19 protein-coding genes are annotated in these 24,273 nt (G+C 59.1%); 8 read left to right on the plus strand and 11 right to left on the minus strand.

Annotated elements, in window-relative coordinates; translation table 11 throughout:
- Positions 1-115 precede the first annotated feature (115 nt).
- The 3 genes from HU730_RS02990 (at position 116) to HU730_RS03000 (ending at position 6,691) form a co-directional block, all read left to right on the plus strand.
- The gene (locus HU730_RS02990) at positions 116-2,062 is read left to right on the plus strand and encodes a hypothetical protein (RefSeq protein ID WP_034127681.1); all 1,947 of its coding nucleotides are present in this window, start codon (positions 116-118) and stop codon (positions 2,060-2,062) included.
- A gap of 158 nt (positions 2,063-2,220) precedes the next feature.
- Positions 2,221-4,209 carry a hypothetical protein gene (locus tag HU730_RS02995; RefSeq protein ID WP_060764656.1) on the plus strand — a complete coding sequence of 663 codons (1,989 nt, stop codon included), beginning with the start codon at positions 2,221-2,223 and terminating at the stop codon, positions 4,207-4,209.
- Positions 4,210-4,420: 211 nt separating this feature from the next.
- The gene (locus HU730_RS03000; protein WP_096144181.1) at positions 4,421-6,691 is read left to right on the plus strand and encodes an autotransporter outer membrane beta-barrel domain-containing protein; all 2,271 of its coding nucleotides are present in this window, start codon (positions 4,421-4,423) and stop codon (positions 6,689-6,691) included.
- Positions 6,692-6,774: 83 nt separating this feature from the next.
- Here the strand turns inward: HU730_RS03000 and HU730_RS03005 are convergent, their stop codons facing one another.
- The 5 genes from HU730_RS03005 to HU730_RS03025 all read right to left on the minus strand — a co-directional run bounded on the left by HU730_RS03005 (position 6,775) and on the right by HU730_RS03025 (position 13,234).
- Positions 6,775-7,197, minus strand: a complete 423-nt coding sequence (locus HU730_RS03005) for a hypothetical protein (RefSeq protein ID WP_034127678.1) — start codon at positions 7,195-7,197, stop codon at positions 6,775-6,777.
- Positions 7,198-7,267: 70 nt separating this feature from the next.
- Complete coding sequence (locus tag HU730_RS03010; RefSeq protein ID WP_034127677.1) at positions 7,268-8,062, minus strand: hypothetical protein; 795 nt, start codon at positions 8,060-8,062, stop codon at positions 7,268-7,270.
- A gap of 113 nt (positions 8,063-8,175) precedes the next feature.
- Complete coding sequence (locus tag HU730_RS03015; RefSeq protein ID WP_096144182.1) at positions 8,176-8,817, minus strand: DUF1345 domain-containing protein; 642 nt, start codon at positions 8,815-8,817, stop codon at positions 8,176-8,178.
- 169 nt (positions 8,818-8,986) lie between these two features.
- Positions 8,987-12,085, minus strand: a complete 3,099-nt coding sequence (locus HU730_RS03020; RefSeq protein ID WP_186526818.1) for an efflux RND transporter permease subunit — start codon at positions 12,083-12,085, stop codon at positions 8,987-8,989.
- A 6-nt stretch (positions 12,086-12,091) separates the two neighbouring features.
- Positions 12,092-13,234 (minus strand): efflux RND transporter periplasmic adaptor subunit, encoded by a 1,143-nt coding sequence (locus tag HU730_RS03025; RefSeq protein WP_014718714.1) that lies wholly within the window; start codon positions 13,232-13,234, stop codon positions 12,092-12,094.
- Positions 13,235-13,405: 171 nt separating this feature from the next.
- On the opposite strand from HU730_RS03025, the gene HU730_RS03030 reads away from it, so the two are divergent.
- Positions 13,406-14,107: a response regulator transcription factor gene (locus tag HU730_RS03030; RefSeq protein ID WP_003190934.1), complete on the plus strand. Its 702-nt coding sequence runs from the start codon at positions 13,406-13,408 to the stop codon at positions 14,105-14,107.
- 3 nt (positions 14,108-14,110) lie between these two features.
- A complete protein-coding gene (locus HU730_RS03035; RefSeq protein ID WP_072447837.1) occupies positions 14,111-15,412 on the plus strand; it encodes an ATP-binding protein in 1,302 nt (433 codons plus the stop codon).
- On the opposite strand, the gene HU730_RS03040 is transcribed toward HU730_RS03035, so the two are convergent.
- The 3 genes from HU730_RS03040 to HU730_RS03050 all read right to left on the minus strand — a co-directional run bounded on the left by HU730_RS03040 (position 15,413) and on the right by HU730_RS03050 (position 17,222).
- Positions 15,413-16,087, minus strand: a complete 675-nt coding sequence (locus tag HU730_RS03040; protein WP_186526817.1) for an anti-sigma factor — start codon at positions 16,085-16,087, stop codon at positions 15,413-15,415.
- Positions 16,084-16,614, minus strand: a complete 531-nt coding sequence (locus tag HU730_RS03045; protein ID WP_186526816.1) for a sigma-70 family RNA polymerase sigma factor — start codon at positions 16,612-16,614, stop codon at positions 16,084-16,086. Before HU730_RS03045 ends, HU730_RS03040 begins: the two co-directional genes overlap by 4 nt.
- A gap of 86 nt (positions 16,615-16,700) precedes the next feature.
- Positions 16,701-17,222, minus strand: a complete 522-nt coding sequence (locus tag HU730_RS03050) for a DUF3455 domain-containing protein (RefSeq protein ID WP_078468278.1) — start codon at positions 17,220-17,222, stop codon at positions 16,701-16,703.
- 193 nt (positions 17,223-17,415) lie between these two features.
- Here HU730_RS03050 and HU730_RS03055 point away from each other — a divergent pair, with 193 nt between their 5' ends.
- Both HU730_RS03055 and sfnG read left to right on the plus strand, forming a co-directional pair.
- Positions 17,416-18,201, plus strand: coding sequence for a sulfite exporter TauE/SafE family protein (locus HU730_RS03055; protein ID WP_054921460.1), 786 nt, complete (start codon positions 17,416-17,418; stop codon positions 18,199-18,201).
- A 592-nt stretch (positions 18,202-18,793) separates the two neighbouring features.
- A complete protein-coding gene (gene sfnG / locus HU730_RS03060; protein WP_186526815.1) occupies positions 18,794-19,918 on the plus strand; it encodes a dimethylsulfone monooxygenase SfnG in 1,125 nt (374 codons plus the stop codon).
- A gap of 37 nt (positions 19,919-19,955) precedes the next feature.
- Here sfnG and map read toward each other — a convergent pair whose 3' ends face one another.
- Positions 19,956-20,726 carry a type I methionyl aminopeptidase gene (gene map / locus HU730_RS03065; protein ID WP_034127657.1) on the minus strand — a complete coding sequence of 257 codons (771 nt, stop codon included), beginning with the start codon at positions 20,724-20,726 and terminating at the stop codon, positions 19,956-19,958.
- Complete coding sequence (locus HU730_RS03070) at positions 20,726-20,926, minus strand: ParD-like family protein (protein WP_003190946.1); 201 nt, start codon at positions 20,924-20,926, stop codon at positions 20,726-20,728. Before HU730_RS03070 ends, map begins: the two co-directional genes overlap by 1 nt.
- 369 nt (positions 20,927-21,295) lie before the next feature.
- Between HU730_RS03070 and HU730_RS03075 the strand changes: the two genes are divergently transcribed.
- Positions 21,296-21,565: a DUF1652 domain-containing protein gene (locus HU730_RS03075; RefSeq protein WP_034127656.1), complete on the plus strand. Its 270-nt coding sequence runs from the start codon at positions 21,296-21,298 to the stop codon at positions 21,563-21,565.
- A gap of 69 nt (positions 21,566-21,634) precedes the next feature.
- Here HU730_RS03075 and HU730_RS03080 read toward each other — a convergent pair whose 3' ends face one another.
- The gene (locus tag HU730_RS03080; RefSeq protein WP_186526814.1) at positions 21,635-24,235 is read right to left on the minus strand and encodes an autotransporter outer membrane beta-barrel domain-containing protein; all 2,601 of its coding nucleotides are present in this window, start codon (positions 24,233-24,235) and stop codon (positions 21,635-21,637) included.
- Positions 24,236-24,273 lie beyond the last annotated feature (38 nt).

A 24,273-nucleotide genomic window follows, 5' to 3' on the forward strand; every position in this document is an offset into this window, starting at 1 on the left:
ACGAGCGGAGCGATATACCTGTTAGTTCTGACAGTATCCATCGCCCTGAAACAAGCGCCTAATTTGAGCCAGCGAAGCGGATTGATTCAGCCACGTGGAAATCAAGGAGCGCCTAATGACGGGGTCAAAAAAAACAGCCAACACATCTGTCAGCGATACAGGCGCAGGGCAGATGTCTGAACTCAAGGCTGCCGTCGTGGTGGATGCGTTTCCCGATGATCCCAACGGCCTGATTCCTACTGAGTTCCTGTACCACCCGATCAAAATTCAGCTCCGGCAGATCTGGCAGTTCCCGGCCGAAGCCGGCGAGACGGATAATGTCCATTTCTCGATCAAGCCGCATACGCCGGAACCTGCCTACCCTTTGCCAGCGATTCCCTTGGAAGGCCCCGTTACCGAGGATCATTTCCCGGTAGAACTGTCCATCGGCGGTAATTGGCTGAAGATCAGCGGCTCTTATGACCTCAGTTATTACGTTGACGGGCCGGGCGGTATAGAGCACAGCCGGTATGTCACTACGTTCACCCTGGATTGGATTCCGCCGGGTGGGACAGCCCCTCTTATGCCGCCTATGTTCATCGATCCGGAGGTCGCCAATAACGGCATCACTGAGGCCTATATCAGTGAGCATGAGTTCGTTGAGCTGCGAATTCCGACCTATCTGGATCTCCAGGCATTTGACGACGGGTTGATTTTTTTGTTGGAGACTGAGGAGTCAAACCCTTTTCTGGCGGCCTATACGCATACCTTTGTCAGCACCACTGAGGCGCTGATAGTCCCCGTGCCGTCCGAGTTGTTTCGCCAACTGCCAAATGGGCCGCGTTTTTTGCGCTACGGTCTTCGTGATCGGGCAGGAAACCAGCAGCCCAATTACTCGGGGGCAACACTGGTCTATATCAACCTGCAAGCGCTCCCCAGTGGGTTGCAACCGCCCGAGGTACTTGCCTATGAATATGACGGCCTGATTGATCGCGCGGATGCCCGTAGTGGCGTAAACCTGAGATTTGGTGCCTATTTAGACTGGAATCCAACAGATGAGGTGGCCGTCAGTTGGAATGGCATCCTTCTAGCCCGGGAACCGGTTGACGGTTTTCCAAAAGTGGTCCCGGTGAGCTGGTCTGTATTGATCCAGAATGGCTACCTACAGACCCAGTTTCCGGTTCGGTACTTTATTTACCGTGCCGGTGTTGCGACGGCTGTTCCATCGCCGATACGACGTGTCGACGCTGACTTCCGGGTATTTGGGGTGGACCATGACCAAGCACCGGCTGAATACAATCGGCACTTGGCTAAAGTTGAAATTCGAGGCGCTGTTTCCGATACCGCTAACCACTTGGACTTCAGTGATTCGGACCAGTGTGTCACGGCGACAGTGGCCTTGCCTGAGGGACCAGCTGTCGGTAAGTGGTTGGACTTGTACTGGGGGGACCGAGAAAATCCAGTTGCCTCCTATACAGTTAAGTCTGACGATAAACCTGGAAAATTAGTGACATTTACCGGGGTGCCTTGGGAGATAGTTGCCGAAACACCTAATAATCCAGCATTTCCGGTTAGTTATCGCACGAGTAATGGCGTGAATGAACAATTGGCGCCAAACCAGTTCGTGAATATTAATATAGTGCCGCCGGTCAGATTTCCTCGCCCTGAATTTGCGCATGCCAGCACTACGGGGTGGTTGAATTGCCAGACCGATCCTCCTCTCTGGGAGGGGGTTCATGTGCTTGTGAATAAACATGCAGCTATTGCAGTCGGTGATGAGCTCCGATTGAAATGGCAAGGCACTTGGGGGTTTGCGGGTGACCGCCCGATCTCTGAAACCTCTGAAGTATTCAAAGAACATTGGTCGGATGTTGACGAGAGTCAGGGCTATCACGTTTTTGTTGTGCCTTATATTCCTTATGTTCAGCCCATGAAGAACGAGGCGGGTGCGTATGCCGAGTTCACGGTATGGCGCAACGGAACACGGATTGGCAGTTCGTCTATTCGCTACGTAAAAATCGATCGCCGGTATTCAACCTCGGATCCCATATTCTGCGGGCCGAACGGCAATGGGCCGGATTAGAAAATCTCCAGCAGTTGGCTGTGCCTTTGTTGATTGTTTTACAGTGTGCTCAATCTGAACTTGGTTGCAGTTGGCTTGCCGGTGATTTTATGTGAGGCTGGCGTGGTCATCAGTCCGGGAACTTCTTGAGCGCTTTATTACACGCAAGGAGAACTAAGATGGCAATTAACAGTGCAAAAAAAATAACGACACTTGGTTGGGATGATCCCAAATTAGACGCGCCGAGATTTTCTCAGGCGCTCAACGGTGTAAGTGGTTTGATCTGGCGGCCTGACCTGGACGAACATGGTGGTTTGCGGGTTGATTGTCCCCTGGGGGGCTTTCCGGAGATTGGCGACGAGATACAGATTGAATACAGCCCAGTCGGGGTTGCTGTATGGACACCACTGGAGCCGATGATTCTCGAAACCGACCCTACTGGGCCGCTCGTCCGGTTGACCATTGATTATAATATTCTGGGGCATGGGGAGTTTGAAGTCAGATTTAAGGTAAAGCCCGCCTCGGACACTGACTATAAGGACTTCTCCGTTACAGAGCGCGTCAGGATTGATCTATACGGGCCTTATAAATCATCGGGTCGTACTGAGGCCCCCGCAAGGATTGTTTTCCCCACCGCGCTTCCTCTGGGGGTCGACATTACACAAGCTACTCTGGACCTTAATCCGGGAGGTTTTGACTTCGAGATTTCCAGCTACGCGGGTTTTGAAGACGGCGATCGCGTTGCGCAGGTCTGGTTCACTGCCGTGCAGCCACCCGATGATGCTCCGTCCTTGGGCAGCGTCCCCATGGAAAGTGGCGGTGTGGAGTTCAACCTGCCCATTTCGGCGTTTGAAGATTTTGAAGATGGTAATTATTTTGGCTATTACCGATTGATAGATGCTGCTGGGAATCTCAGTGAAATTTCCAGGATCACCACGGGCCGCAGGCTTAAACGCAGTGCCAACCTGGTGTTGGAGCCTATTGACCTCGTAGTGCCTCCAGAGAATGAGTTGGTGGATATCGAGGTTTGGAAAGCGGGTGTAAGGTTGGCGATACCCAGCTATGCATGGGAGTCTGGTGATCAATACAGGTTGATTTGGGGGGCGCAATCCTCCGGGTTGTTGCCACTCAATGGCGTATTTCCCTTTGAGTTCACGGCCTCAAGTCAACTGATTCTGGATGAATATGGTACTCAGACAGGCGCGGTGTCGACGCGGATCACTTATGAAATCGTCAGGACAGGGACAGTCAATAAGCCTGATACTGAGGTATCGGTTGACGTTGATCTGAGTGTTGAAGGACCGGGCGCACCTACGCCGGGAGACCCGAGTCCAGACCTGGACGCTGTCACTATCTTGGGCCCCGCGTCTACTCCCACGCCCAATTACCTGAATTCCGCTGACATTGATCATGCCAGCCCCATCGAGGCGCATTTTGATCTGTGGACTGCCAACCCTCAGCCGGCAGACGGAATGGTCATTACGCTGTATTGGGGAAGCAAGCTGAACCCGGCAGGCTCACGTACCGTTGCGGCGGGTGAGGGGGCTGGTGATCCCTTTATGATCGAGGTAGACAAGGACGCGATCGCCGCCGCGGGCAATGGCGATGACATTCCGGTTTTCTACGGTGTCAGTCGTCCTGGCGCGGCCAATAGCAACTTTTCGCCAAGCACGTCCGTTGAAGTGGACGATGCGATTATCCACTCGCTCGATCCCGCAGTGTTTCGCAACACGCTTGCCTGGGCCGTTGACCCCCGTGGCAGGATCACGTGTTCATCCTTGCGGCCTCAAGGCACAGGCACGCCTGAGGGGGAAAAACACATTGAAGTCTGGATTCCACCCAGCACTGAGTTTTTCGCTAATGGTGTAGAAGTTACATTTGAGTTCGTGGCCTCGACGGGCCTTAATGGGGATGCTCCGATAGAGTCTACTCGAGACACTCGATCACTCACATTGGATAAAAACATGGCGGAGAATGGGTTTATCTTCGAGCTTGAACCTTTCGATCCGCACCTTAAGGTCCCGGGGGTTGCGCCGAGCTATAACTCGCTTTGGTTCCAGTACTCTCTGGATGTCGCAGGGACGCCGGCCAAATCAGTACCTGCAGTCATTCCCGTCCGAATGTTGACGTCCAACAACTTCTGCGATGGCGATCCTTATACGCCATAGCAGCAGAGCTGCAAGCACCAAGGCGTCCTGCGCCTTGGTGTTTTGTTAATACCAATACGCTACTCAATTACTCCGCAATCTTCGGATATATCCTACTTACCACTTCCTCTTGGATCTATAACCTCGCGGCCTCTACAGGTCTGGCTCCACTCCATCGGAACGAGCCATGCCATTGGGTTTAGGCATATTTAGTCAGAGCGAGTGTTACAGCATGTCTATCAAGTATCTTTTTAAACTCTCACCGTTAAGTGCGGCCGTCAAAGTGTCCTCGCTGGGCCTGCTGCTGGGGGTTGCGGTACAGGCCCAGGCAAGCCAGCAGGTTGTGGCGCCTGGCGAGTCCAAAGTGATTGAAGCTGGCGAACCGGTAACAAACTGGGCGCTGCAAGCCGGCTCCAGCCTGACGGTCAATGGTGCCACCGCCGGCTCAATCCTCGGGCTCGGTGCTCAGTTGACCGTGAACAGCGGTAGCAATATTGAACGCATTGTTGCCCAGGAAGGGTCCAAGGTGGCCATCAACAACGCAACCGTTAAAACCGAGAGGGCAGGCGTTGCGGCAATGGAGCTGACCAATGGCACTGCGACGATCTCCGGTAGCCACCTGGAAAGCACCCGATCGACCGGCCTGCTGCTCAACCGCTACGTCTCGACACCGGGTGGCTCGCGTGCCGATGTCAGCAACAGTACGATAAAAGGTGCGCAATCGGGTGTGACCGCCTCCCAACACAGCGAGCTGTTTCTGGATAACTCACTGGCGCAAGGGACTGCCGCCAACAGTACCGGCGTTCTTTTGCAAGGGGGGTCGGCTTTTGCCCAGAACAACAGCCTGCTGGTTGGTGAACTCAATGGCGTTCGCTTTAACCGTGGATCAAGCACTACCCAGGATGGCTCGCTGGTGCTGGATCGCTCGACGGTCGAAGGCAAGACAGGCGCTGCGATCCTGGTCGCTGGTGCACCTGGGCGGGTGCCGACGGCCAATATAGAGGTAAACAACGGTTCGCAACTGATTGGTGGCAACGGCAACTTGCTCGAAGTCACCGGCACGGCCACGGCCAATATGAGTGTCAATAACAGCCACTTGACTGGCAATGTGATCGTCGAGGCCGGCAGCACCGCCAACTTGAATTTGCAGAACCATGCATCGCTGACGGGCGCCCTGATGAACGTCAGCAGCTTGAGCATAGGCGATGGCTCGTTGTGGAATTTGACGGGCAATAGCCTGGTGGGCGACCTGGACCTCGCCGGTGGTACCGTCAAGTTTGGTGAAACCAATGAGTTCTACCAGTTGAACCTGGATACGCTCAGCGGCAACGGCACCTTTGTGATGGGGGCCGATTTCGCCGCAGGCTTGAACGACTTTCTGAATATCGCGGGGGACGCCACTGGCCAACATAGCCTGTTGGTGGCCAGCACGGGGCTGGAACCCGTGTCGCCAGGCGACGTACAGATCGTGCACACCGGCGGCGGCGACGCGCAGTTCTCCCTGGTGGGAGGGGCTGTGGATGTCGGTGCCTGGTCTTACGGGCTCAAACAGGAGGGGAATGACTGGTTCCTTGACCCCAATGCCCGCACCATCAGCCCGGGCACGCGCTCGGTACTGGCGCTGTTCAACACTGCGCCGACCGTATGGTACGGCGAGATGAGCTCGTTGCGCAGTCGTATGGGCGAGCTGCGTCACAACGATGCAATGGCCGGTGGCTGGATCCGCAGTTATGGCAACAAATATTCGGTCGCGGATGCCAATGGCGTGGGTGTCAAACAGACTCAGCGTGGGTTCTCCCTGGGTGTGGATACGCCGCTCAGTGAAGACAGCCAATGGTTAATCGGTGTAATGGCAGGGCACAGTGACTCGGACCTGGATCTGGGCCGGGGTACTTCAGGCGCCGTGAAAAGCTACTACGCTGGCCTGTATGCGACGTGGATGGACGCCGATAGCGGTTACTACTTTGACGGTGTCGTCAAAGCCAACCGCTTCGAAAACGATGCCAAGGTCGCCATGAGCGATGGTGCCCAGGCCAAGGGCAAGTACGGAACCAATGGTCTGGGAGCATCGGCGGAGGTGGGCCGTAATATAAAACTGGACAATGAGTTCTTTGTCGAACCGTTTGCCCAGGCGTCGACAGTGCTGGTCAAAGGTAAGAAATACGGCTTGGACAACGGGCTGCAGGCCAAAGGTGAAAACACCCATTCGGTGCTGGGCAAACTCGGTGTGACGGTGGGGCGCGATTTCATCATGAACGATGGCAGCATCGTCCAGCCCTACCTGCGCACGGCCGTGGCCCATGAGTTTGCCAAGAACAACAAGGCGTCGGTCAACGGACATGTGTTCAATAACGACCTGTCGGGTTCGCGTGCCGAGTTCGGCGCGGGCGTGTCGGTCGCGGTATCGCAGAACTTGCAGTTGCACGCTGATTTCGAACATAGCAAAGGCAAGCATGTTGACCAGCCATGGGGAGCAAACGTAGGTCTGCGTTACAGCTGGTAAGTAGTAATGGGAACCCCAAAAAAGGAAGCTTCGGCTTCCTTTTTTGGTTTTAGAGCAAACGCGGGGTCATGAATGCCTGAGTTTCAACTCAGGTCGAACAAGGCCGTGATGGTCGACACCGGGTTGCCGTCGTCACGGGTGAGGATGTTTTGCAATGCGCCAGCAACATGGGTGTTCGCGGGATCTACAGTGGTCAAATCGATGAGGCCGCTGGCACCATATCTCAGGATGGGGTCCAACAAACTGTTCGTCGAATATGTCAGTCTGATGTCATCCAGATGCTCCTCCAGCTTGTAGATGCGTTTTTCAAAAGAGGCAGGAAACACGAGTTGGATTTGATGTTTGACTAAATCGTCGTCTACCTTGCTGGCGGTAAGGGTCCATCGGTCTTCGTTCTTTTTGATGTCAAACACCTTGGCAGTGAAGTCTGCCCCATCAATTTCGCCTTTGAAATACCGGTTGGCAATCCTTGGTTTTTGTTTGCGAATCAACTGAACGACTGACATAGGTGCATCTCCTCTGCGTAGTTTCGCGACTCCGCGTCAAGGTAGGAGGCGCTTGGGTGTACTGGAAGGATCAGGCTTTGCGTTTCAACGAAACATCATCAAAAAAAACTGCGCCATCTATGCCGATCAGGACGATCGTGACGGCCGTAGTGGCCGCCGGCACTGCCAGGTCTGCCGTGTAGGTTGTCCAGGCAGCCGCGCCTACACGGATTTCCGGGAATGTCCCCGTAGGGGTCACCTGGAATCGGGCAAAACCGTGCCCGCCGAATTCACTTCGGGAACGAAACGAAAATTCGTAAGTGATTCCCCCGGTCACGGCGATGGTCTGGCGGGCCTGGCCTTGTAACGTTGCCTGAAACGTATCCCCGTCAAAGTGTCTGCCTGACCCAATCGGTGAGCCTGACGTATCCCAATGGTCGCTGTTTGCAGAAAAATCTCCATTGAGTACCAGCTCGGGCCGAGGTGGAGTGCTCGTATCCTGAGTCAGGTTCAGTTCGTCGACACAGACTTCGCCAGCTGTCCCCGTGACTGCAACGGTCATGAGGGTTGTTGCAGGCGGGGTGGTGATGCGGATCTCTTGTTTTCTCCACAGATGAAAGTCGTTGAGTGCGATTCGCACGTCGGCACCGGGAATATCGGGCTGGATCAGAAGCTCTCCCTTGCCCTGGTACAAGACTTGGCTCCAGAATTTCAACAGGTAGGTGGTTTCCGCCGTGGCATTGATGGCTTGAGAGGCCTGCCCGTTGAGTACCCGGCAATATTGGCGCGAGTAGTCCACGGTGTCTTGGGTGGTCCATTCGGTGCCATATTTGCTAAAGCTGCCGTTGCCCAACAGATTGTTGATCAATGTGCCTTGCCCACCCATGTTCTTGCTCCGCTAGCCTTCTGAGTGTGCCTATTGCGCGCTACAACTCGGCGCTTGGCAACTGTCAGAACTAACAGGTATTGACCTCCATTCGTCGGATCTTATCGGCAGGCTCAACCAAACAACCCTGCCGCAATATTGATTGAGAACCCCAGGATCGCGGTATTGAACAGAAACCCGATCAACGATTGCCCCAGCACCACTTTACGCAAGCTACGGGTGGCAACACCCACGTCCGAGGTCTGCACAGCCACGCCGATGGTGAAGGAGAAATACAGGAAGTCCCAATAGTTGGGGGTGAGCAAGCCCTCGGCAAAGCGCAGCGCCGGCTCCTTGCCTTGCCAGGTGTAATAGAGCCTGGCGTAGTGCACGCTGAAAATCACCCCGATCAGCAGCCAGGAGCCGATCACGGTCAGCCCGGTAAAAGCGTAATGCAGCAGACGCTCGGAAGTGGGCAGGTCCTTGCTGCCTACCAGTTCGAAGGTGATGGTGGCCAGGCTGGCGATGGCGGCGATGCACACCATGAACAGCACCAGGCCGGCGTTCTCGTCTTCGACTTCGGCGATGCGCTTGACGTCTTCGGCCTTGGCGCGAATGGTCAACCAGAGCATCAGGATCAGGTAGGTCCATACCCCGGCGTTCCAGCCGATCAGGATTTTGCTGGCAAGGGTGTCGGCCGGCACCAGGAGGCCGACCGCAAGGCCCAGTACGGCGGCGGATGAGAGGCGAGGGTGGGTGCGGGCGAGGAAGGGCATGGTGGCTCACAGATAAACTATTTGTGAGCACCATAGCTTATTCGGGTGTACCTGATCACGAATGCAATCAATAACCCTGTGGGGGCTGGCTTGCCTGCGATAACGTTGGTTCAGGCAACACTTATGTCGCCTGTGCCGCGGTCATGGCAGGCAAGCCAGCGCCCACTGATCAGTCTGGTTTATGGCGCTTGCGCACCAGCTTCATCACCACCACGAAGAATACCGGCACAAACACCACCGCCAATGTCGCCGTGATCATTCCGCCAATCACACCGGTGCCAATCGCCTGCTGGCTGGCCGAGCTGGCCCCCGTAGCAATCGCCAATGGCACCACGCCGAGGATGAATGCCAGGGACGTCATGATGATCGGCCGCAGTCGCAGCCGCGCAGCCTTCAAGGTGGCGTTGATCAAGTCTTCGCCCTGGTCATACAGGTCCTTGGCGAACTCGATGATCAGGATCGCGTTCTTCGCCGACAGGCCAATGATGGTGATCAGGCCGACTTTGAAGAATACGTCGTTGGGCATCCCGCGTAGCGACACGGCCAACACCGCACCCAGTACCCCCAGCGGCACCACCAGCAACACCGAGGTGGGAATCGACCAGCTTTCATACAGCGCGGCCAGGCACAGGAACACGATCAGCAGCGACAGGCCCAACAGCAGCGGTGCCTGGGAACCGGACAAGCGCTCCTGCAACGACAAGCCCGTCCATTCCTGGCCCAGCCCGGCGGGCAGTTGGCTGACCAGGCGCTGGATTTCGTTCATGGCCTCGCCGGTGCTGTGCCCCGGCGCCGCTTCGCCGCTGATGGCGATGGCCGGGTAGCCGTTGTAACGGGTCAACTGCGTGGGGCCCTGGGTCCACTTTGCTTCGACGAAGGCTGACATCGGCACCATCTTCCCGGCGTTGTTGCGCACGTGGATTTTCATCAGGTCGGCCACCTGGCTGCGCTGGTCGCCTTCGGCTTGCACCACCACGCGCTGCATGCGGCCCTGGTTGGGGAAGTCGTTGATATACGCCGAGCCGATCGCCGACGACAGCACGTTGCCTACGTCGGCAAACGACACACCCAGGGCGTTGGCCTGCTTGCGGTCCACTTCCAGCTGCACTTGTGGTGCTTCAGCCAAGGCGCTTTCACGCACGTTGGCCAGGATCGGGCTTTTCGCTGCAGCGTCCAGCAATTCGGTACGTGCGGCCATCAAACCGGCGTGGCCGACGCCACCGCGGTCCTGCAAACGGAACTCGAAACCACTGGAAGTGCCCAGGCCGTCTACCGGTGGCGGCAGGATTGCATAGGCAATCGCGTCCTTGAGCTCGCTGAAGGCTATGTTCGCGCGATCGGCAATCGAGGAAGCGGAGTCATCACCGCCACGCTCTGACCAATCCTTGAGCGTGGTAAACGCCAGCGCGGCGTTTTGCCCGGAACCGGAGAAGCTGAAGCCCATGATCATGGTGGTATCACCCACCCCAGGCTCGCCTGCGTTATGTGCCTCGATCTGTTCGGCCACCTGCACCGTACGGTTCTTGCTGGCGCCCGGCGGCAACTGGATATCAGTGATGGTGTAGCCCTGGTCTTCCACCGGCAGGAACGAGGAGGGCAGGCGGCTGAACAACAGGCCCATGCCCACCAGTAATACCAGGTAGATCAGCAGGTAGCGGCCGCTGCGCTTGAGGGCATAGGCCACCCAACCTTCGTAACGGTTGGTGAGTTGGTCAAAGCGCTGGTTGAACCAGCCGAAGAAACCACCCTTGGCATGATGCTCGCCCTTGGCAATCGGCTTGAGCAGCGTGGCGCACAGTGCCGGCGTCAAGGTCAGGGCCAGGAACGCCGAGAACAGAATCGAGGTGGCCATCGACAGCGAGAACTGCTGGTAGATCACCCCCACCGAACCCGGCATGAAGGCCATCGGCAGGAACACCGCCACCAGCACCAGGGTGATACCGATGATGGCCCCGGTGATCTGACCCATGGCTTTCTTCGTCGCCTCTTTGGGCGACAGGCCTTCGGTGGCCATGATGCGCTCGACGTTTTCCACCACCACGATGGCATCGTCTACCAGGATGCCGATAGCCAATACCATGCCGAACATGGTCAGCACGTTGATCGAGAAGCCCAGCAGCAACATGGTGGCGAAGGTGCCCATCAGCGCGATCGGCACCACCAGCGTGGGAATCAAGGTATAGCGCACGTTCTGCAGGAACAGGAACATCACCGCGAACACCAGCGCCATCGCCTCCAGCAAGGTGTAGACCACCTTGGTGATCGAGACTTTGACGAAGGGCGAGGTGTCATAGGGAATCTTGTATTCCACATTGGCAGGGAAGTAGCGCGACAACTCGTCCATTTTCGCCCGCACCAGCGTTGCGGTACTCAAGGCATTAGCGCCGGGCGACAGTTGCACGCTGACGGCAGTAGACGGCTTGCCGTTCAGGCGGGTGGAGAACTGGTATTCCTGGCTGCCGACTTCCACCCGTGCCACGTCGCCGATGCGCACGGTAGAGCCGTCGGGGTTGGCCTTGAGCACGATGTCGGCAAACTCCGCCGGGGTGGACAGTTGCCCCTTGACCAGCACCGCCGCGGTGATCTCCTGGGTGTGGGTGCCCGGCAAGTCACCGATGCTGCCCGCTGAGACCTGGGCGTTCTGGGCGCTGATCGCGGCGTTGACGTCGGCCGGCGTGAGGTTGAAACCGATCAGCTTCTGCGGGTCGATCCAGATACGCATGGCGCGTTCGGCGCCATACAACTGAGCCTTGCCGACCCCGTCCAGGCGCTTGAGCTCGTTCATCACGTTGCGCGCCAGGTAATCACTGAGCGCGACGTCATCGAGCTTGCCGTCGTTGGAGGTCAATGTGACCAGCAGCAGGAAGCCGGCGGAGACTTTTTCCACTTGCAAGCCTTGCTGAGTCACGGCCTGGGGCAGGCGCGGCTCGACGACCTTGAGGCGGTTCTGCACATCCACCTGGGCCATTTCCGGGTCGGTGCCCGGCTGGAACGTGGCGGTAATGGTCGCCGAGCCCAGGCTGCTCTGGGATTCGAAATACAGCAGGTGGTCGGCGCCGTTGAGCTCTTGCTCGATCAGGCTGACCACGCTCTCATCCAGGGTCTGGGCCGAGGCGCCGGGATACACCGCGTAGATTTCCACCTTGGGTGGCGCGACGTTGGGGTACTGCGCCACCGGCAATTGCGGGATCGCCAGGAAGCCCGCCAGCAGGATAAACAGGGCCACCACCCAGGCGAAGATCGGGCGGTCAATAAAGAACTGCGGCATGACGGGTTATTCCTTTACGAGCGGGCTGTCGTCCACTTCAACTTTTTCACCGGGGCGTGCGTGTTGCACGCCCTCGACGATGATGCGGTCGCCGGGTTTGAGGCCACTGGTGACGATCCAGCGATTGTCGACCACTGCACCCAACTCCACCGGCTGCTGGCTGACGGTCTGCTCGGCGTCCAGCAGCAACACCATCGGGATACCGGCGCTGTCACGGGTGATGGCGCGTTGCGGCACGCTGAGGCCTTGCTTGTCCACGGCCTGTTCCACGCGCACCCGCACAAAGCTGCCGGGCAACAGGTCGAGGTCCGGGTTGGGGAACTCGCTGCGCAGGATGATCTGCCCGGTGCCCGGATCGACGCTGATATCGGCGAAGAGCAATTTACCCGGCAACGGGTACAGGCTACCGTCGTCCTGGATCAAGGTGGCCTTGGCCTGGTCCTGGCCGACCTGCTTCAAGCTGCCGGCACGAAAGGCGCGGCGCAGGTCGTTCAGCTCACGGGTGGACTGGGTGAGGTCGGCGTGGATCGGGTCCAGTTGCTGAATGATCGCCAGCGGCGTGGCTTCGTTCTGGCCGACCAGCGCGCCTTCGGTCACCAGAGCGCGGCCAATGCGCCCGGAAATCGGGGCGGTCACGGTGGCATAGCCCAGGTTCAGCCGGGCACGCTCGACGGCAGCCTTGTTGGCGGCCACTTCGGCGTTGGTCTGGCGCAGGGCGGCGCGGGCGTTGTCGTACTCCTGGCCGCTGATGGCGTTGCCTTCGACCAATTGGCTGTAGCGCTGCTCTTGCAGGCGCGCCTGGAACGCATTGGCCTCGGCCTTGCTCAGGTTGGCCAGGGCACTGTCCAGGTCGGCCTTGAACGGCGCCGGGTCAATACGGAACAACACGTCGCCTTGCTTGACGTCGTGGCCTTCGTTAAACACCCGCTGCATCACCACCCCGGCGACCCGGGCGCGTACCTCGGCGATACGCGGTGCGGCGATGCGCCCGCTCAGTTCGCTGGTAATAGAGAGGGGCTTGGCCTGCAGGGTTTCGATCCGCACTTTGGCCAGGGGCATTTGTGGCGTCTCGTCTGCCGACTGACCACACGCGCTCAGCGCCAGTGTGAGGGCCAACAGGCAAAACGGCGCAAATAGATTCTTCGACATGCTCTTATCCCAATATTGACTGGCGCATCCTAGAGGCACCTGCGCCGTGGTGCTGTGAAGCTGTGTAGCGGGTCTGTGAAGAAGTGTAAGGTACGGCGCACGTGGCGTCGGGGGCGTATATCCTTGCACAATCCTGCAACACACCAACAAACAGCATTATTTGGAAACACCATGCCCAACATCCTCCTGGTGGAAGACGACGCCGCACTCTCCGAGCTGATTGCCAGCTACCTGGAACGCAATGGCTACCACGTCAGCGTGCTCAGCCGTGGCGATCATGTACGCGAACGTGCACGCCTCAACCCGCCGGACCTGGTGATCCTCGACCTGATGCTGCCGGGCCTCGACGGCCTGCAGGTGTGCCGTTTGCTGCGCGCCGATTCGGCGGGGCTGCCGATCCTGATGCTGACCGCCCGCGATGACAGCCACGATCAGGTTCTGGGGCTTGAGATGGGCGCCGACGACTACGTGACCAAACCCTGCGAGCCGCGCGTATTACTGGCCCGGGTGCGCACATTGCTGCGGCGCAGCAGCCTGTCCGAACCCCAGGTGGCCAGCGACCAGATCGTCATGGGTAACCTGTGCATCGACTTGTCCGAGCGCACCGTGACCTGGCGCGAACAGGCGGTGGAGCTGTCCAGTGGTGAATACAACCTGCTGGTGGTGCTGGCCCGGCATGCCGGCGAAGTGCTCAGCCGCGATCAGATCCTGCAACGCCTGCGCGGTATCGAGTTCAACGGCACCGACCGTTCGGTGGACGTGGCCATCTCCAAGCTGCGGCGCAAGTTCGACGATCATGCGGGCGAGGCGCGCAAGATCAAGACGGTGTGGGGCAAGGGGTATCTGTTCAGCCGTTCCGAGTGGGAATGCTGAACCATGTTTCGCGTACTGCTGCGCCTCTACCTGATCACCATCGTCACCTACAGTGCGGCGATTTACCTGATTCCCAAGCTGGTGATCCAGCTGTTCGAACACCGCTACATGGACTACAACATCGAACAGTCCCGCGGCCTGCAAAAACTCATGGTCAAGCAGTACCAGCGCGCACCGGTGGAGCGCTGGTCCCAGGTGACCGACCAGTTGAGCCGCGATTTTGCACCCTTGAAAGTGCAACTGTTGCTTCGCCAGGACGCCCGCTACACCCCTGAGGAAGAACAGCTGCTGGAGCAAGGCAAGCCAGTGATCCGCCTGGGCGAATGGGGCTGGATGGAAGAAATCAGTTCGCCGATCAACCAGCAGTTCGCGGTCAAGCTGACCGTACCGCCAGACCCGTTGGACATGAACCTGCTGTACTGGTCGATGAACGTGCTGGTCGGTGCCGCCTTGCTGGCGTGCCTGCTGGTGTGGCTGCGTCCGCACTGGCGTGACCTGGAGCGTTTGAAAAGTACCGCCGCGTTATTGGGCAAGGGCCATCTGGAGGCGCGTACGGGGCTCGCACCCAGCTCCAGCATCGGCGGCCTGGCGGCGGTATTCGACACCATGGCCGACGATATCGAGCGCCTCTTGAACCAGCAGCGCGATTTGCTCAATGCGGTCTCCCATGAACTGCGCACACCGCTCACCCGCCTGGATTTCGGGCTGGCCCTGGCGCTTTCCGAAGACTTGCCCCCGGCCAGCCGCGAGCGCCTGCAAAGCCTGGTGGCGCATATTCGGGAGCTGGATGAGCTGGTGCTGGAATTGCTGTCTTACAGCCGCCTGCAAAACCCGGCGCAATTGCCCGAGCGGGTAGAGGTGGCGCTCGACGAGTTTATCGACAGCGTGTTGGGCAGCGTCGACGATGAGCTGGAGAACCCCGATATTGTCATCGATGTGGTGCTCGATTGTGCCGTGGAGCGCTTCAGCCTCGACCCGCGCCTGACTGCCAGGGCCTTGCAGAACCTGCTGCGCAATGCGACGCGCTACTGCGACAAACGCATCCAGGTGGGCGTTCGGGTATGCCCCAAAGGCTGTGAAATCTGGGTGGACGACGATGGCATCGGCATACCGGCGGAGCAGCGCGAGCGCATCTTCGAGCCGTTCTACCGCCTGGACCGTAGCCGCGACCGCGCAACCGGTGGCTTTGGCCTGGGCCTGGCGATCAGCCGGCGCGCCCTGGAGGCCCAGGGCGGCACTTTGACGGCCTTGGCGTCTCCCTTGGGCGGGGCGCGGTTTCGTGTGTGGCTACCTAACCTTTCGTGATCAAAGCACTTTGACTGCGCGGCCGATCCCGTGGATCGGCCCGGTGGGTTTGCCGGTGGGCGAGCCATTGGGCCCTTCCAGCGTCAGTTCAAACAACTGGTTCGGCGCCAGCGGCGGCAGCTTGTCCAGCGGCACCGACAAGGTCTGCCCCGGCTTGACCAGCCCCAGTGATACGGGCCCCTGCCAGCCATCGCCCTTGGTCCAGAACTCCAGGGCTTTGTCGGCAGGAATCTCCATCACCCCCAGTGGAATCAACTGGATCTGCTGATTATCACTGGCCTGCACCACCCAGCCCGGTGCCTGGCTTTGTGGCGCCATCAACACCACCACGAAGCTGGGTGCGGTCATGGGCGGGCGCGTCAGTAATAAAGCCGCCAGCACCATGCTTGCCATCAGGCCCGCGGCAGAAAGCCCGCGCCAGAACGCCAGCAGATTCCACCACGCCACGCTCGTTTCGGGGGCTTTGATGCGGCGTTCAATGCGCCGCCACAGCTGTGCCGAAGGCGGTACCGGTTGCGCCAGCGCCACCAGAGGCAACAAGCGCTGCTCCCAGGCATCCACCGCTGCGCGCAGCGGTGCATCATGGGCCAGGCGTTGTTGCACCTCAGCGCGTTGTTCGGCGGGCAGGGTTCCCAGCACGTATTCGCTGGCCAGTTCATCCAGGCTGTCGTTCATGTCATGCACTCGCGCAAGGCGGCGAGGCTGCGTTTGATCCAGGCTTTGACCGTGCCCAGCGGGGTACTGAGTTTTTGCGCGATTTCACTGTGGGAGTAACCGTCCACATAGGCGTGCAGGATGCAGGTGCGGCGCGTCGGGTCGAGCCGTTCCAGGCACTGGTGGATCTGCCCGGAGCGCGCGGCAAACTCGATGGCCTGGGCAGGCTCTGCCAGCGGTTCGTACTGATCGTCCAGTGGCACGTCACGCCCGGCGCTGCGTACAACGTCCAGGGCCAGGTGGCGAGTCACGCTGAACACCCAACCCCGTGCGGAACCTCGCAGGGGGTCGAAACTGCGCGCGCCGTGCCAGATCTTGATAAAGGCGTCATGCACGATGTCCTCGGCCAGTGCCTTGTTGCGGGTAATGCGCAGCGCCACACCGAGCAAGCGGCTGCTGTCCTGCTCATAGAGTTGGTGCAGGGCGCGATGATCGCCGCGGGCGCAGGCTAACAGGCACACTTCATAATCAAAGATGATTTCAGCCAAACCAGAATTCCTGCCACTGAGGAGACGTCTACGCGTGGTAGGCGCGAGGTTGCTCGCGCCTACCTGGCCAGCGTAGCTGAGTTTGCTCAGTTGGCGGCCCAGAAGATGTAGTCCGCCTGGTATTTCACCACTTCCTTGGCGCCTTTGTTCGCCGTGGTGCATGGCGTAGCGGGAGCGACTCCGCCTTTGAGCGCAACCCGCTGGATATACGCCACGCCACTCATCGCACCTTTTCCCTCGGCCGGGTTGGCCTTGACCAGTTGATAGGGCAGGTTACCGGGGCTCGACGGCGCCACGGCCAATTGCGTACCGGTGATGGTCGAGCCGTCCTTGGCCTGCCACGTGGCAGGTGGGCCGAAGTAGGTGCCGACCTGCTGGCCATTACGGTCGTTCAACACGGCTTTGGGGCCGACGAAGGTCCACTCGGTCTGGCCGGCAGCATTGGCCTTGTCGCGGCATTCATAGGTGATTTCGCCGACCCCGGTGGTTTGCATCGCCACCTTGTGGCCATCCGGCACCTTGATGCTGTCCGGCAGGCTCGCCTGGGCAAACGCCGACGGTGCGGCGAGGAGCAAGCTGGACAGGCACAGCAGTGTTTTAGCGTTCATGGTGTTTCTCCATTGGGTAGAACAGCAGGGTTACGTTGATAACTACGGCCCAGGCCCGCCCATTGGATGCAGGGCTTTGCGAAAAAAGTGAAGATTTCCAAAAAAGCATAAACTCAGATCGCATCGGTATAAGTGGTTATAAGAAAAATCGCTATCCTGCGGCCAGAAATTTATAAGGCCTCGGGTAGCTGGAATGGATGTAGGTAATATTGGTTTCGTGGTTGCCGGCCTGATCGTGGGTTTTATCGTGGGCATGACGGGGGTGGGCGGCGGTTCGCTGATGACCCCGATCCTGCTGTGGTTTGGCATCAACCCAGCCACTGCGGTGGGCACCGACCTGCTGTACGCCGCGATCACCAAGTCCGGTGGTGTGCTGGTACACAGCAAGAACAAGAACATCGACTGGACCATCACCGGCTGGCTCACTCTGGGCAGCGTGCCGGCGGTGTTGCTGACGTTATGGTTCCTGGCCAGCCTGCACACCGACCCCAGCGCAATGAACGCGGTGATCAAGCAGGCCCTTGGCGTGGTATTGCTGCTGACGGCCCTGGCGATCCTGTTCAAGAAAAGCCTGTTGGCCTTTGCCCAGCGTCATGCTGGCGACTCCTACCATCTGCGCCCGCGCAATCTGAATGCGCTCACTGTTGTGACAGGTGCGATCCTTGGCACCATGGTGGCCCTGACCTCGATCGGCGCCGGCGCCCTCGGCACGGTGGCGCTGTTTATCCTGTACCCGTTCCTGGCCACGCGGCGCCTGGTTGGCACCGAGATCGCCCATGCCGTGCCCCTGACCTTGGTGGCGGGCCTGGGCCATGCCAGCATGGGGAACATGGACTGGCATCTGCTGGGCTTTTTGCTGATGGGGTCGCTGCCGGGGATCTACGTTGGCAGCCATATGACCGGCAGGATTCCCGACGGGGTACTGCGGCCGTGCCTGGCGGTGATGTTGATGGCGGTGGGTTATAAGTTGGCGTTCTGAGCACGTGGCCTGACACCCCACGCTCCAACTGTGGGAGCTGGCTTGCCTGCGAAGGCGGCCTCACAGTCAACGCAGCTGGATTGTGTACATATCCATTCCTGCGGTAACGGCCACTTAGGGTTCCGCCCTGACGGCGGGTCACTTTGGAAAAGCCCCAAAGTAACCAAAGGGCTCTTGCCCCACCACTCGGCACCTCGCCTAGGCTCGGTGTGCCCGTAATCCGCCAGTGATTTGGGGGGCCGCCGCCACGCGCCATCCATGGCGCGGGGCGGCTAAACCGGCATCCCTGCCGGTTTACCCCCCAAATCCCTGTCGAATTGCGGCCAGCGTGGTTTAACGGGGCGCCTAAGATCAAGATCAAAAGCAGATCAAGATCAAGAGCTACTCGCTTCGCATCGTGGGTACGCTTGGTGCTGGTCGCAACTGTTGCTCCAGCAACAGCAGATCCACAAACTGCTGCTATCCCAGACACTGGCAAGCCATCGCTTCAATCCCCCTTTTTTTCCGCAACCCCCAGGCTACGGGCATTTGCCTGCCCCTGGCACGCTTGCTGCCTAAGCACTGGTACATCCCCTGTGCGAGGTACCGTCCGATGAGTCAGCAAGCCGTGAAATTTGCCTATTGGGTACCCAACGTCAGCGGTGGGTTGGTCGTCAGCAAGATTGAACAACGCACCCACTGGGGCATCGAGTACAACCGCAAGCTGGCGCAACTGGCGGAGGCGGCGGGCTTTGAGTATGGCTTGACGCAGATTCGCTTCACCGCAGGCTACGGCGCCGAGAACCAGCATGAGTCTGTGGCGTTCAGCCATGCGTTGCTGGCGGCGACCACCACCCTCAAGGTCATCGCGGCGATCCTGCCCGGGCCGTGGCAACCGGCGTTGGCGGCCAAGCAATTGGCGACCATCGACCAACTGACCAATGGCCGTATTGCGGTGAATATCGTCAGTGGCTGGTTCAAGGGCGAGTTCCAGGCCATTGGCGAGCATTGGTTGGAGCATGATGAGCGCTATCGGCGTTCCGAAGAGTTTATCCGTGCTCTCAAAGGCATCTGGACCCAGGACGATTTCACCTTCAAGGGCGATTTCTATCGGTTCAACCAATACACCCTCAAGCCCAAACCCCTGGGCCAGCCGGAAATCTTCCAGGGTGGCAGTTCGCGGGCGGCTCGGGACATGGCGGCGCGGGTGTCGGATTGGTATTTCACCAATGGCAACACGCCTGAAGGGGTCAAGGCCCAGGTCGATGATATCCGCGCCAAGGCCGCTGCCAACCAGCATTCGGTGAAGGTGGGCGTGAACGCCTTCGTGATCGCCCGCGACACGGAGGAGGAGGCACGGGCGGTGCTGGCGCAGATTATCGACCAAGCCGACCCGGAGGCGGTCAACGCCTTTGGTGACGCGGCCAGGCAAGCGGGCAAGGCGTCGCCGGAGGGCGAGGGGAACTGGGCCAAGTCCAGCTTTGAGGACCTGGTGCAATACAACGATGGCTTCAAGACCAACCTGATTGGCACCCCGCAGCAGATCGCCGAGCGCATCGTGGCACTCAAGGCCGTGGGTGTGGACTTGGTGCTGGCAGGCTTTCTGCACTTCCAGGAAGAGGTGGAGTATTTCGGCAAACGTGTATTGCCGCTGGTGCGCGAGCTTGAAGCCAAGGCCGCTGTAGGAGCGAGCTCGCTCGCGAAAAACGTGAACGAAAAAGTGGGGAGCCTGGTTTAACGCGTAGTCCGGGAGGCCTTCGCGAGCAAGCTCGCTCCTACAGGGTGTGAAGGTATTGAGGGGTTTGCAAGGTCAACACCTCAAACCCATCCGCCGTCACCGCCACGGTATGTTCCCATTGCGCCGAGAGGCTGTTGTCCTTGGTGACCACCGTCCAGCCGTCTTTCAGGCTACGGGTTTTGGCGCTGCCCTGGTTAAGCATCGGTTCGATGGTAAACACCATGCCTTCGCGCAGTTCCAGGCCGGTGCCAGGCCGGCCGAAGTGCAGAATTTGCGGTTCTTCGTGCATTTGTCGGCCGATGCCGTGGCCGCAGTATTCGCGCACCACGCTGTAGCCGTTGGCTTGCGCATGGCTCTGGATAGCATGGCCGATATCGCCCAGACGCGCCCCGGGCTTGACCTGGCGTATACCGGCCCACATCGCCTCGAAGGTCATGTCCACCAGGCGCCTGGCCTTGGGCGTCACGTTGCCGATCATGTACATCTTGCTGGAGTCGGCAATGAAGCCGCCTTTTTCCAGGGTGATGTCGATGTTGATGATGTCGCCGTCCTTGAGCAATTGCTTGGCGCTGGGCATGCCGTGGCACACCACTTCGTTGATCGAGGTGTTGATGCAGAAGGGGTAGTCGTACTGCCCAAGGCTGGCAGGGCGGGCCTTGAGGTCATTGCGGATGAAGGCTTCGACGGCGCTGTCCAGCTCCAGGGTAGAGCGGCCGGCGGCGACGAAGCCGTCGAGCATGTCGAAGACTTGCGCCAACAGGCGCCCGGCTTCACGCATTACGACCAACTGTGCGGGAGTCTTGATCATCAGCTGCGCCCTCGGATCAGGTCGGGTTTGTCCAGCAACAGCTTGTTGATCAGCTCGTTGTAGGGCAGGTGCGGGTTGAGTTCGGCGAGCAGGCCGATCTTGATCCAGAACTCGGCCTGGGCGTTGATGGAGCGGTCCATGGCGGCGCTGGCCAGGCGCAGTTGTTCGTGCAGCTGATCGGTGATCTTGACGATGCCCATAAGGTTCACTGTGTTTAATTGATATACGAATCGTATATGTTTCGTATGTTTATCGCAAACCGCCTTCGGCGGAACGGTGATGGGTTGATTGGTTGCGATATGTTGCCGAAAAAAGGATTTCCACATAAACGCCGGTCCCCACGCTGCGGGTTAAACGTTTAATCGATGTAGTTCGACGATGATGCCAAACAGGTTGTTTTCTTTAATATGAGCAAGCGGCTTGCTTATGAGGAAAGGTTACAACCACCACAGTTTTTGCCGAGTAGGCTTACTGATTGAAAGCGTCTTCCAGGGTTGGCAAGACGTGGCAGGCAAGTGCCTGTCGGATACATATAACTGTTGGCAGTCTCAAAAAAGGAGAGGTTAGCCATGCTTTCAGAACTAGAGCTTCGCAGCATCATTGAAGGGAGTTTCCTGCCTAAACGGTGCGAATGCACCAAAGCCGAAGATGCCTCGTTGACGATCAAGGTCTACGACGACCGCGACCGGGACCGGGTGGATTTGGAAGTCAAAGGTATACACCCTGACAAGCTCGACAGCAGTCGAGCGATTTGCAACCTGATCACCGGGTTGCGTGAGGACCTCAAGCAAAGCCACGCACCGGTACTGCAACGAGCCGGCGCGCGCGGTTATCACTAGCGGATGTTTGAGTGTAAGTGATCCCATGGGCCTGGTAGTTGCCAGGCCCAATGTTGACATCCTTCCTGTTTACCAGCGCACTCTTACGCCGAGATTGCCACTGACACCCTCAAAGTTGTTGTCGTCCAGTTGGGTGCCATAGTTACCCTCCATATAAACGCTGAACGCGGATGACAATTGAGCCACAACACCGACACCAATATCAGCCGTGGAAGACTTGTGATCGCTCTTGATCCGGTCCACCTTGTCGAACGTCACCGTGTCGCTACCGCCGAAGGTGTGCCAGACATTCGCCCGTAGGTACGGCTCCACGGGTGTGTTGCTGACCAGATAGCGGCCCTTGAGGCGTGCGCCGATGCGGCCGGTCCAATACTCTTGGGAGTCGAAAGAGACCTTGGAAATGCCATCGTGCTGACTGTCCAGATCGATCTTCTGGCCGATGACTTGGGCCTGAGGTTCCATCTCCCAATGCTCGGACAGCCTGAACGGGTAGCCGGCCTCGGCGGATAACGCCAAGGCGTGGCCCTTGGTATCCATCTTCACCCCTCGGTCGGACTTGTTGTCGCCATCCAGGCGGGTACCCATGGCCACCAGGTCGACGTACCAGCCGGTCGGATCGGTGAGTGTCCAGTAAGCGCCGAAGTTGTCGCCGTCGAGTTTGACCCGCCCGGAGCGATGGTTCTGCCAGCCCATTGCAAAGCCCTTCACGTCGCCGCGCAGGCGGCTCTGGCCGATAAAGAGGCCAAGGCGTTGCGTCTGCCCGCCGCTGTTTTCGGCGGCGTAAAGGTCATGGCCAACCTGATAGCCCTTGACTGTGCCGTCAAAACTCGGCGCCACGGTGCCCGACCAGCTTTTGTTGAAATCACTGCCATAGGCACGGCCCCAACCTGCCGGCACTGCACCGGTCTCGCTCAGCAGGCTTTGCTCGCCCTGGCGTTCATGGAAGGTGCCCAGAGCCTGCAACGTCATCAGTTGCGCTGCGGGGATGTCTACGGAGTAGACCGGAACTTCCAGGCGATACAGTGGAATCGGCGCGGCACCCGCCACGGCGGTGGGAAGCACAGGGTTACTCGCCGCCGATTGCGGCGACGTGGCCGCGGCGACTTGGCTGGGCGGTGGCGCGGCAGGCTCGATCGGGGGCTGCGGTTGCGCAGTGGGTGGTTCCACAGAAGGTTCATCCGAATCCACTACAGGTGGAGTGGCGGGTATCGGCGGCACCGGCACCACCACGGGCGGTGTCGGCGGTACGGGTGGGACCGCAGGCGGTTGTACGGCCACCACCGAGGAACGAAGGAACCAGCTGTTTTCTGTATTGGCGGTGGTGCCGCCCTTGAACAGCAGGTATTCATAAGCTCCGGCGGAGACCGAGCCCTTCAAGGCGAACGCATCGTTGGTGCTGACGGCGCCGTTGAGTGCCTGGACCACTTCGACACCGTTGTTCTGGGTCAGCCCGCCGATACCGCCGAGGTTGTTGACGCTCAATTGGGTGTGACCGCTGATGTTGCCGTCGGACACTACCAGCTTGTCGGTGGCAGAGTTTTCGTCGCCCAGTACGGTCTGCAGGTGCAACTGGCCGTTGTTGCCCACGTAGTTGCCATGCACCGTCAATACGCTGGTCGCGCTGTTGTCGGTGGTCATGTCGACAGTGCCGGCGTTATTGAGCGTCGCCAGTTGCCCGGCGGTGTAGGGGCGGATGCTGCCTTGGGTCACGGCCAGGGTACTGCTGCCGTCGATGTTGAACGTGCCGGTATTGCTGCCACTGTCACCGAGGAAAAAATCCCCGGCCAGGTCCAGGCGTGAGTGGTTGGTGAGGTTGACGGTCTCCCAGCCGATATAGCGGGCCGCGGTGCTGGATGTCGTTGTGTCGAAGGTCAATTCATCGTTGCCCAGGCCACCATCGACGGAGGGTGTGGTGGCCAGCAGGCTTTCATTCAAGCCGCGCAGCAGGGCGGTGTCGTCACCATCGCCCATCAACACCGAGGACTTGATCTGCCCACCGTCAAGCCACCGGAAAGTGTCGTTGCCGACGCTGGCACGGATCTCACCACTGATCACGCCGCCACTCACGGTAATGCTGTCGTCACCACCGCTGGTGCTGATATTGCCGCCGATGCTGCCAGCGGAAATGATGATGGTGTCAGTATCAAAACCGGTGACAAGGTTGCCCAGGATGGCGCCTCCGGACATGTCATAAAGGTTCTTGTCCAGCTTCATATTCACTCGGCCAATGGTGCCACCGCTCTGGTAGGCCACATCGCCGTCCTCAAAGGCATCGACGATGGTGCCTCCCTCCATCCTGAAGGTGTCGAGCCCATCGCCCTGGAACAGCGCCTGTATTTGCCCTCCGAGCATGACGAAGTCATCGATGCCAGCCCCTTGTTGCACCGCGCCGGTGATCTGCCCGGACTCTATGCGCACCGTATCCACGCCAGGGCCAAAGGTGACATTACCGTTGATGGTGCCGGTGCCGCCTGCGGGGAGGGTCAGATGGTTATCCCCGGAAAGGTCGGTAAGGCCGGGACTGCTGCCGCTGTCGCACGTATAGGTATCGTTACCGGTTCCCGGGGTGAGAACGCAGGCGGCATGAGAGGGTTGAGGGATCATGTACTGCAGTGAGATGAGGCCGACAGCTAAAACGGCCCGGGTCGAGAAACCACTGGGCTTTTGCATGGGTGTGTCCTGGGTTTGTTGTAATAACTGCTCCTGTT

The organism is Pseudomonas sp. SWRI22 (assembly GCF_014268395.2).
GTDB classification, from domain to species: domain Bacteria; phylum Pseudomonadota; class Gammaproteobacteria; order Pseudomonadales; family Pseudomonadaceae; genus Aquipseudomonas; species Aquipseudomonas paracarnis.

Coding starts and splice junctions, on each gene's coding strand:
- HU730_RS02990 (WP_034127681.1), top strand. CDS start 116: ATGACGGGGTCAAAAAAAACAGCCAACACATCTGTCAGCGATACAGGC.
- HU730_RS02995 (WP_060764656.1), top strand. CDS start 2,221: ATGGCAATTAACAGTGCAAAAAAAATAACGACACTTGGTTGGGATGAT.
- HU730_RS03000 (WP_096144181.1), top strand. CDS start 4,421: ATGTCTATCAAGTATCTTTTTAAACTCTCACCGTTAAGTGCGGCCGTC.
- HU730_RS03005 (WP_034127678.1), bottom strand. CDS start 7,197: ATGTCAGTCGTTCAGTTGATTCGCAAACAAAAACCAAGGATTGCCAAC.
- HU730_RS03010 (WP_034127677.1), bottom strand. CDS start 8,062: ATGGGTGGGCAAGGCACATTGATCAACAATCTGTTGGGCAACGGCAGC.
- HU730_RS03015 (WP_096144182.1), bottom strand. CDS start 8,817: ATGCCCTTCCTCGCCCGCACCCACCCTCGCCTCTCATCCGCCGCCGTA.
- HU730_RS03020 (WP_186526818.1), bottom strand. CDS start 12,085: ATGCCGCAGTTCTTTATTGACCGCCCGATCTTCGCCTGGGTGGTGGCC.
- HU730_RS03025 (WP_014718714.1), bottom strand. CDS start 13,234: ATGTCGAAGAATCTATTTGCGCCGTTTTGCCTGTTGGCCCTCACACTG.
- HU730_RS03030 (WP_003190934.1), top strand. CDS start 13,406: ATGCCCAACATCCTCCTGGTGGAAGACGACGCCGCACTCTCCGAGCTG.
- HU730_RS03035 (WP_072447837.1), top strand. CDS start 14,111: ATGTTTCGCGTACTGCTGCGCCTCTACCTGATCACCATCGTCACCTAC.
- HU730_RS03040 (WP_186526817.1), bottom strand. CDS start 16,087: ATGAACGACAGCCTGGATGAACTGGCCAGCGAATACGTGCTGGGAACC.
- HU730_RS03050 (WP_078468278.1), bottom strand. CDS start 17,222: ATGAACGCTAAAACACTGCTGTGCCTGTCCAGCTTGCTCCTCGCCGCA.
- HU730_RS03055 (WP_054921460.1), top strand. CDS start 17,416: ATGGATGTAGGTAATATTGGTTTCGTGGTTGCCGGCCTGATCGTGGGT.
- sfnG (WP_186526815.1), top strand. CDS start 18,794: ATGAGTCAGCAAGCCGTGAAATTTGCCTATTGGGTACCCAACGTCAGC.
- map (WP_034127657.1), bottom strand. CDS start 20,726: ATGATCAAGACTCCCGCACAGTTGGTCGTAATGCGTGAAGCCGGGCGC.
- HU730_RS03070 (WP_003190946.1), bottom strand. CDS start 20,926: ATGGGCATCGTCAAGATCACCGATCAGCTGCACGAACAACTGCGCCTG.
- HU730_RS03075 (WP_034127656.1), top strand. CDS start 21,296: ATGCTTTCAGAACTAGAGCTTCGCAGCATCATTGAAGGGAGTTTCCTG.
- HU730_RS03080 (WP_186526814.1), bottom strand. CDS start 24,235: ATGCAAAAGCCCAGTGGTTTCTCGACCCGGGCCGTTTTAGCTGTCGGC.